Origin of the sequence: Bradyrhizobium sp. PRIMUS42, from assembly GCF_023006515.1 — a bacterium.
In the GTDB taxonomy this organism is placed as follows: Bacteria; Pseudomonadota; Alphaproteobacteria; order Rhizobiales; family Xanthobacteraceae; genus Bradyrhizobium.
Window position 1 is genome coordinate 1 of the sequence record NZ_JALBGZ010001339.1, and the last position, 818, is coordinate 818.

At 64.9% G+C, this 818-nt stretch carries 2 protein-coding genes; one reads left to right on the forward strand and one right to left on the reverse strand.

What is annotated here, in order from left to right:
* Positions 1-186, reverse strand: a 186-nt coding sequence (locus tag MOV75_RS40175; protein ID WP_369010505.1) for a citrate/2-methylcitrate synthase, incomplete at its 3' end; no start/stop codon positions are given.
* A 77-nt stretch (positions 187-263) separates the two neighbouring features.
* On the opposite strand from MOV75_RS40175, the gene MOV75_RS40180 reads away from it, so the two are divergent.
* Positions 264-818, forward strand: a 555-nt coding sequence (locus MOV75_RS40180) for a citrate synthase (protein ID WP_247008388.1), incomplete at its 3' end; no start/stop codon positions are given.

Sequence of the window (818 nt, forward strand, 5' to 3'; positions counted from 1 at the left end):
GGTCTTGCCGGCGCCGTTCCAGAGCCGGGCGGTGACGCCCTCGAAGCTCGACTGGCTCGCCAGCCGGCCCACATGCTCCCCGGCAATGATCAGCTCGCCGCGCTCGCCGTCGACATGGCTCAGCACGGTCTCGGCCGCGGGAACGCCGTCCAGCCCGATCTGGCTTTTGGTGAGGTGGATGTTCATGGCCCAATCTCCTGTTCACGGAGGAGACAAGGTCAGGCCTCTCGACACATTGATCAATCTTGATTACATAAATCAATATGAAAAATCCTGAGGGTCTCTATCTCTCCGCCCGGGAGGCAGCAGCCGAGCTCGCGATCTCGCCGGCCACGCTCTACGCCTATGTCAGCCGCGGCCTGATCCGCTCCGAGCCGACGCCGGATTCGCGGAAGAACCGCTATCGTGCCGAGGACGTCCGCGCGCTCAAGGAGCGCCGCGTGCCGTCCCCGGAGCCGCGGGGCTTACGCAGCTTCGACGCCGATCTGCCGGTCATGGACACGGAGATCTCGACCATCACCGAGGAGGGCGCGATCTATCGCGGCGTCAACTGCGTCGATCTTTCCGAGACCGGCACGCTGGAGCACGCGGCGACGCTGCTTTGGGATGTCTCCGACGTCGATCCTTTTGCACCGGACAATCAGCCCGCGCTCTCGGAGGAGATGCGCACGATCGGGCAGGCCGCGCGCCGGCGTCGAGCTCGAACCAGAGCTGATGGTTGGTGCCGCGCAGGGTGGAGAAAGGAATCTTGCCGTAGCTGCCGAAGATGGGACGGTGCACATGGCCGAAGAAGAGGTGGCGGATGCGGGCGCGATAGG